The following is a 6,360-nucleotide window of genomic DNA, read 5'->3' as shown; positions in this document are numbered from 1 at the left end:
GTCTGATGAGACTTTACTATATGAAAGCCTTCCCAGAATGAAGATAGGAAAGTATGATTCGACATGAAAACGGTAGTTTGTGTAGGTTTTGTTTGGCGATAAAACTCTATCACTTACTACCGTTTTTGTTTTTAGTTCCCGCTTATCCGCGATGAACCTTTTAAAAGCGCGACTTCGGCAGACACAATTGCGCCATCAAAAAGTGGCCAAAAATCGTACGTTGATTTTAAGTGTTCGACAATTTCTACAACATTATCAGTTAGTGCGTAGACACCGTAACCCGCTTGCTTCACCTTTTGTAAAAGCTCAACACTGCCGAACAGTTGAATCTGAGTCTGTTTTACGTAGTAGAAGAAACAGCAACATTCTTCAGCCGTTAAGTCGAGTTCTTGTTGGTAACGGTGTATTGCTTCTTCTTCGCTGATCAAACCTTTGTTGAGGTCTAGCCAAATCTTGTTTGAGAACAGTCTTTTCGCCATTTGTTCTGCATCTACGGAATGACCAAATGTTAAGCGTACAATCTCTGGTGGTGACCAACGAACCAGTACGTTGCCGACATCGAAAACAACATTTTTAATTTGAGAGCTTTCCATAGAACACCTTTGATTTGTGAGTTGGACAAAGTAATCAAACGAAGATGAGTGAGAACAACATTCGCGTTGCCCTCGCATAAGTTGATTCTACTTGAATCACAATAAAATAATATGCAATTGAACTCGTTACCTAAAAATTCGTGAAATCAAGCTGAACTTAGATAAAAGACTGAATTTAAAGACAAGCATCGCGAATAAATTGACGGATTTCGCGCTGCTTATATTTGGCAAGTAATATATAATTACAAAACAACGTGATTATAAAAAAGATAGCAAGTCACAACTTTGAACGTCAGGCGGAGTAGACAAATTAGATAGTATGGATTCGATACGTAAGGTATATGAGTACGCAGAGCCCAATTTAACATTAGTTGGTTGGATGGGATTTATTGGCTTCCCGCTCTACTACTTCGTTTGGGACTTCATGTTCCCGCAATCCTATGAAAACTTGCCGCTACGTTTGTTCTGTTCCGCACTGTTTTTTGGCATCATTTTTCGTAACCGTTTGTCGTCATCATGGCGAAAGTACGTGCACGTCTATTATCAAATAACGATTACGACCTGTTTACCTTTCTTCTTTTTTTATATGTTACTCATGAATGATTGGTCCAATGTTTGGGTGATGTCATTCATGTCGGCTATTTTCCTGCATATTTTGTTGGTTCATGTCACAAGGGTCATGTTTGCTCAGACGTTCGCTGGTATTGGTCTAGCGACGTTTTTTGCGTGGATCGCGAAAGGCTTTCATCTCGATATCACAATGGATTGGACGCATGTGCCGATATTTTTGTTTATTTATGTGTTTGGCAACATGTTCTATTTCCGAAATCAGGTCGAGCATGAAGCAAAAGTATCGCTCGCTAAGTCGTTTGGCGCTGGTATTGCTCATGAAATGCGTAATCCACTCAGTGGCTTATGTACGTCGATAGATGTTATTCAGTCTGTCTTGCCTAACAAAAAGGCGATGGGCGAAAAAGATCAGTATGTGATGAGTGGTGAAGATGTAACCTTGCTCCGTGAAGTGAGCGAAGATGCGATGAACATTATTCATTCAGGCAACGAGACAATCGATTTATTGCTCACATCGATTGATGAAAACCGCGTATCTCGCTCTTCCTTCAAAAGATATTCTGCTCAATCGGTGGTTGAAAAAGCCATTGAGAGTTTCAGTTATAAACGTTCGACAGACAGGTTCGCGATCTCATTCGATGCAAGAAGTGAGTTTGACTTTTTGGGTAGCGATACATTGTTAAAGTACGTCATGTATAACTTGTTTAAGAACGCATTTCATCATCGCAGTTCAGACGAGTTTCATATTCATGTGAGTATGCAAAGTAATGACACGGCCAACCAAATTGTAGTGACGGACAACGGCTCAGGTATCGCGCCAGATGTGATTCGACATATCTTTCAGGACTTCTATACCACAGGTAAATCGGGCAGTTATGGCCTTGGACTACCGTTCTGTAAGAAAGTCATGCGTTCATTTGGCGGTAATATTAAGTGCATTTCCCAGCCGGGAGAGTGGTCACAGTTTACGTTGACTTTTCCGCCTATCACATCAGATACGGTAACAGAAATTAAAGATGAGCTGACCAAAATGAAATCGATTTTATTGGTCAGTAATCAAGACATTATCGTGCAAAAAATGGTAGATATTAGTCGCTTCATGGGATTTGATGTCACCGTTTTAGATGTAAAAAGCGTCTTTAAAAAGAAAGAATACGAGTTTGAATTTGACCTGATATTTGTCGATGTGGAAAGCTTTGATGTTTTAGAAAACCAATTAGACAGAATCGAATCGTTACTTTCATTTACTGAAGCGCGTGTGGTGTATCTTTTTGAACACAAACCTGCACAACGAACTAAAAAAGCCGGCCATGACCCGATTTGGGTAGAGACTCAAGCGTGGTTGCTAAACACTAAAGCTACGATTGAACGTTTGCTTTATGATTCCACTTATATCTCTTCAACGTTGCCATCTGCGCCTTTTGATAAATCCATCAAACGAACCATCATGGTTGTGGATGATAACGAGTCTCTGCGTAAGTTTACGGCGATGTTGCTAGAGAAGCAGGGATTTGAAGTGGTACAAAAGGAAGATGGTCAGCAAGCACTGGACACTCTTGAAAAAGAAAATATCGATCTGATTTTAATGGATATTGAGATGCCAATCATGGACGGTGTAGAAGCGTCGCGACGTATCCGTAACTCAGAAAAGCCGTATGCATCTGTGCCGATTATTGCGCATACGGGAGACAGTTCTCCTGTGACGCTAGATAAAATTGGCTCATCCGGCATGTCCGACTTTATCGTTAAACCCGCTGATAAGAATCGCCTTTTCGATAAAATTGCTAACTGGATTTAAAACAGAGCTCAGGATTGAACTGAGCTCTGAATTTTCACAGGAGCCAAGCGTAGGCTCAGCGTCCACTACGAATCAACTTACACAAACTCTAATTCGGGATGGTCAAATGCCTCCTGACAAGCCGATAAGACGTGATCCACTTGTTGAGCTGTCATGTCGGCATTGACAGAAAATCGAATGATGTTCTTGTTTCTGCCCGTGGCAGGTCGGCAAAACACCGCACCGAAAACGTCTCTTTCTTCAAGGAAATCGCGTACTCGTTCAGTATTTCTCTCACTTCCACACTCAAGAGCAATAATCTGCGATTCGCTGCGAATGTTAAACCCAATACGTTTTAATCCGATCGCGAGTTCTTTGGCTCGCTTGAACAAACATTCACGTTTGTCGTCAGCCGCTTTAATTACCTCAAGTGTTTTTTCTAGACGCACGACTTCTTGCGGCAAAACCGTTGAGCTAAAAATCGCAGGATAGGCCACGAAGGGCAGCGATTGTGCTAGCTTGTTCGGGCCTAAAATCGCACCAGCGCGGTAGGCGAACGTTTTCGCCAAACTTACGGTAACGAAATCCACCATCTGTGTTAGTCCCAGTTCTTGTAATAATCCAGACCCCTTTGGTCCGTGTGTGCCTAATGAATGAGATTCATCTACCACTAAGCCACAATCAAACTCCTTCGCCATTTCGTAGATGGCACGTAACGGGGAGATTGTGCCAATCGTGCTATACACCGAATCGACAACGATGATTCCCGCACCGTGGCGTTGGATCTGCTTGCGCAGATGATTCATGTTGTTGTGCATGAAAGGATGAATCTGCGCTCCAGCGGTGCGTGCTCCTTCCCACAACGACATATGAGCGAAAAAGTCGATGTATACGGGGACGTTTGGCGCGCAGATGGTTTGCAGTAAACCAATATTGGCTGCCCATCCTGATTGTGACAACAAACAACTTTCCATGCCGACAAACGTCGCCAGCTGGTGCTCAAAGGCGGGTTTTGATTGGTCATCTTGTAAGAAGATTGCCGACATCACGACATTGTCATCTCGTTCAGAAATTGCATCTCGATGCGCTTTCTGAATGAGCTCATTGTGAGAGAGGGAAAGGTAATCATTGCTTTGCATTACCACGGCATTTTCGGACGGTCGTTTGCCAAGAACGAGGTGCTTTTGATTTTCATTAGATTTAATTAAATCTTGAATATGGAAATTAAGGCGTTCCTCGATAAAAGAGGGCAGTGGTTTAGTTTCGTTTTTAGTACACATAATAAATCTCTTTGTGATTTGGAAAAACGCCAGCGCTGACCTTATTTATATTGAAGATTTTGGGGAGAGTGTCACTAATCAAGTTGCATAACTTTGCTAGCGCTTGCAAACTCGATATTTAAGGGTTGGATGGTGGCTGTAACTCCTTAGGTTACGGGGGTCTAAACTAGTTTGTGTTCAATAAATAAACATGTTTTTTGTGCTTGTATGCCGTAAAAGGTGTGGTACAAAATTACACGTAAATACGACAAAAAGTGGTTACGTTGATGAGGCGGGGTTATCTAGTTGGGTGTAAAAGTGGCGGACAAAAAAAGGCGCGAAAATCGCGCCTAGGAATAGAGTGAGAAAAAGAACTTAGCGTTTGTTACGTAAGTAACGTTTACGACGTTCTTCCTTACGTTTCGCTTTCTCTTCTTCTTTGCGAGCCGTTTCTATTTCGACTTCGATCAGTTCTTGAGTAATCATCTCAGGAAGCTCAAGAGTAATTTGTCCTAGTGTACCTTGTCGAAGCTCGTGAAGTAGAATCTCAGATACTTTATGAAGATCCACTCGGCCACCTGCTCGTAGCGCGCCGCGACGACGGCCAATTTCTTCCATGATCTCAATGTCAGACTCTGGCAGCTCTTCGATTTGGTAACGTTCTTTTAGACGTTCTGGGTAATGCGCTGCTAGATACTCAACAGTGTAAAACGCAACTTCGTCGTACTCCATTGCCGTATCTTTTACGGCACCCGTTGCCGCTAAACGGAAACCACTATGTGGGTTTTCCACTTTTGGCCAAAGAATCCCAGGTGTGTCAGACAGGACAATGCCGTTTTGTAAATTAATGCGTTGTTGGCGACGCGTTACCGCTGGTTGGTTACCCGTTACTGCGATAGTGCGACCAGCCAGTGTGTTGATGATGGTCGATTTACCCACGTTTGGGATGCCCATGATCATGGTACGAATGTTTTTACCAACTTCTTCACGGTGTGGCGCAAGCTTACGACAAAGCTCCATAATTTTATGTACTTCTTGAGGCTCAGAAGTCGTAATTGCCATTGCTTTTACGTTTTGTTCTTTCTCAAGATGGTCAATCCACAGTTGCGTCAGCTCTGGATCAGCCAAATCGCGCTTGTTTAGCACTTTTACAACAGGCTTTTCACCGCGGATTTTTGAAATCATAGGGTTTTCGCTACTGAAAGGAATACGAGCATCCAGTACTTCGATGATCACATCCACCTGCGGGATGGCTTCTTCGATCTCTTTACGCGCTTTGTGCATGTGGCCAGGAAACCATTGGATATTGTTGTTAACCATTTGAAAAATATACCTTTAGTTTTTATGGTTAAGCTGGTGGGGTATCAAGTGGGGTACCAAAAGAACTTATTGTATTTTGGGGTATCAAAGATATTTCGAACATCACTTACAACCACTGCAGCATTGATGTGAGCATCTTAACATTTTATTGTTGGTACTAAACTAAAATGTGATTACATAAGAGTAAACCCTAAATTAAATACTCGCGTTGTACTTGATTACCGTTTTCCCGACTCTACCTCTTCCTGACATTACTATGCATCTGAACCTTTCATTTGTCTTTGCAATAAACTTCAAGGGCGGTTGCGTCAACGGTTTTGCTGTTGAAGCCACGAGATCTATCGCTATTATTTTGTCTATTTGGTGCTGCAAGAGTTGCGTATCTTCGCTTTTCGCTTTTATAAATGATTTTTGTGTGCGGACTGTGTGCCATCGTTATAAAGTTGCTAGTGCACGATAACACTCTTTCAACGCAAGTGACTCTCAAATAACTGAGGGATTGAGATTGCTTCTAAATTACTTCCTCAAGTGTTGTATTACTTAAAAGCCGTTGTGGTATAAGCTCTTTTGGTGTTTGGTGTTTGTGTTCTGCTCCAGTCAGACTGGACACTTCATTAAGCGACATTTTGCTGTTCAAAGTTAACTGGGCTTAGATACCCAAGAGTACTGTGCCTTCTCGTCCTATTATAATCAACCTCTATGTACTCGAAGACCGTTTGGCGCATCTCATCTCTGGTCATTATTGGTTCGTATTGAATCGCTTCCACTTTCATCGAATGGAAGAAGCTCTCAACACAGGCATTGTCCCAGCAGTTTCCTTTCCTGCTCATACTTTGTTTTA

The 6,360-nt window shown here is 42.3% G+C and carries 4 protein-coding genes and 1 pseudogene; 1 reads left to right on the top strand and 4 read right to left on the bottom strand.

The window, feature by feature from the left end:
* Window positions 1-143 precede the first annotated feature (143 nt).
* Window positions 144-593: pseudogene (locus UF05_RS17305) on the bottom strand (HAD family hydrolase); the annotation flags it as partial.
* Window positions 594-912: 319 nt separating this feature from the next.
* Between UF05_RS17305 and UF05_RS17300 the strand changes: the two are divergent.
* Window positions 913-2,961 carry an ATP-binding response regulator gene (locus tag UF05_RS17300; RefSeq protein WP_045545804.1) on the top strand — a complete coding sequence of 683 codons (2,049 nt, stop codon included), beginning with the start codon at window positions 913-915 and terminating at the stop codon, window positions 2,959-2,961.
* A 77-nt stretch (window positions 2,962-3,038) separates the two neighbouring features.
* Here the strand turns inward: UF05_RS17300 and cqsA are convergent, their stop codons facing one another.
* The 3 genes from cqsA to UF05_RS17285 all read right to left on the bottom strand — a co-directional run.
* Window positions 3,039-4,220, bottom strand: a complete 1,182-nt coding sequence (gene cqsA / locus UF05_RS17295) for an alpha-hydroxyketone-type quorum-sensing autoinducer synthase (RefSeq protein ID WP_045545803.1) — start codon at window positions 4,218-4,220, stop codon at window positions 3,039-3,041.
* Between the two features lie 354 nt (window positions 4,221-4,574).
* The gene (gene ylqF, locus UF05_RS17290; protein WP_017448150.1) at window positions 4,575-5,519 is read right to left on the bottom strand and encodes a ribosome biogenesis GTPase YlqF; all 945 of its coding nucleotides are present in this window, start codon (window positions 5,517-5,519) and stop codon (window positions 4,575-4,577) included.
* 614 nt (window positions 5,520-6,133) lie between these two features.
* Window positions 6,134-6,360 (bottom strand): IS3 family transposase (locus UF05_RS17285; protein WP_048852622.1); only part of this gene is annotated, 227 nt, incomplete at its 5' end.

This window comes from Vibrio sp. S457-15 (assembly GCF_000960545.1).
GTDB classification, from domain to species: Bacteria; Pseudomonadota; Gammaproteobacteria; order Enterobacterales; family Vibrionaceae; genus Vibrio; species Vibrio parahaemolyticus.
Note: the sequence above shows the minus strand (reverse complement) of the source record. Positions and strands in the feature narration are given on the sequence as shown.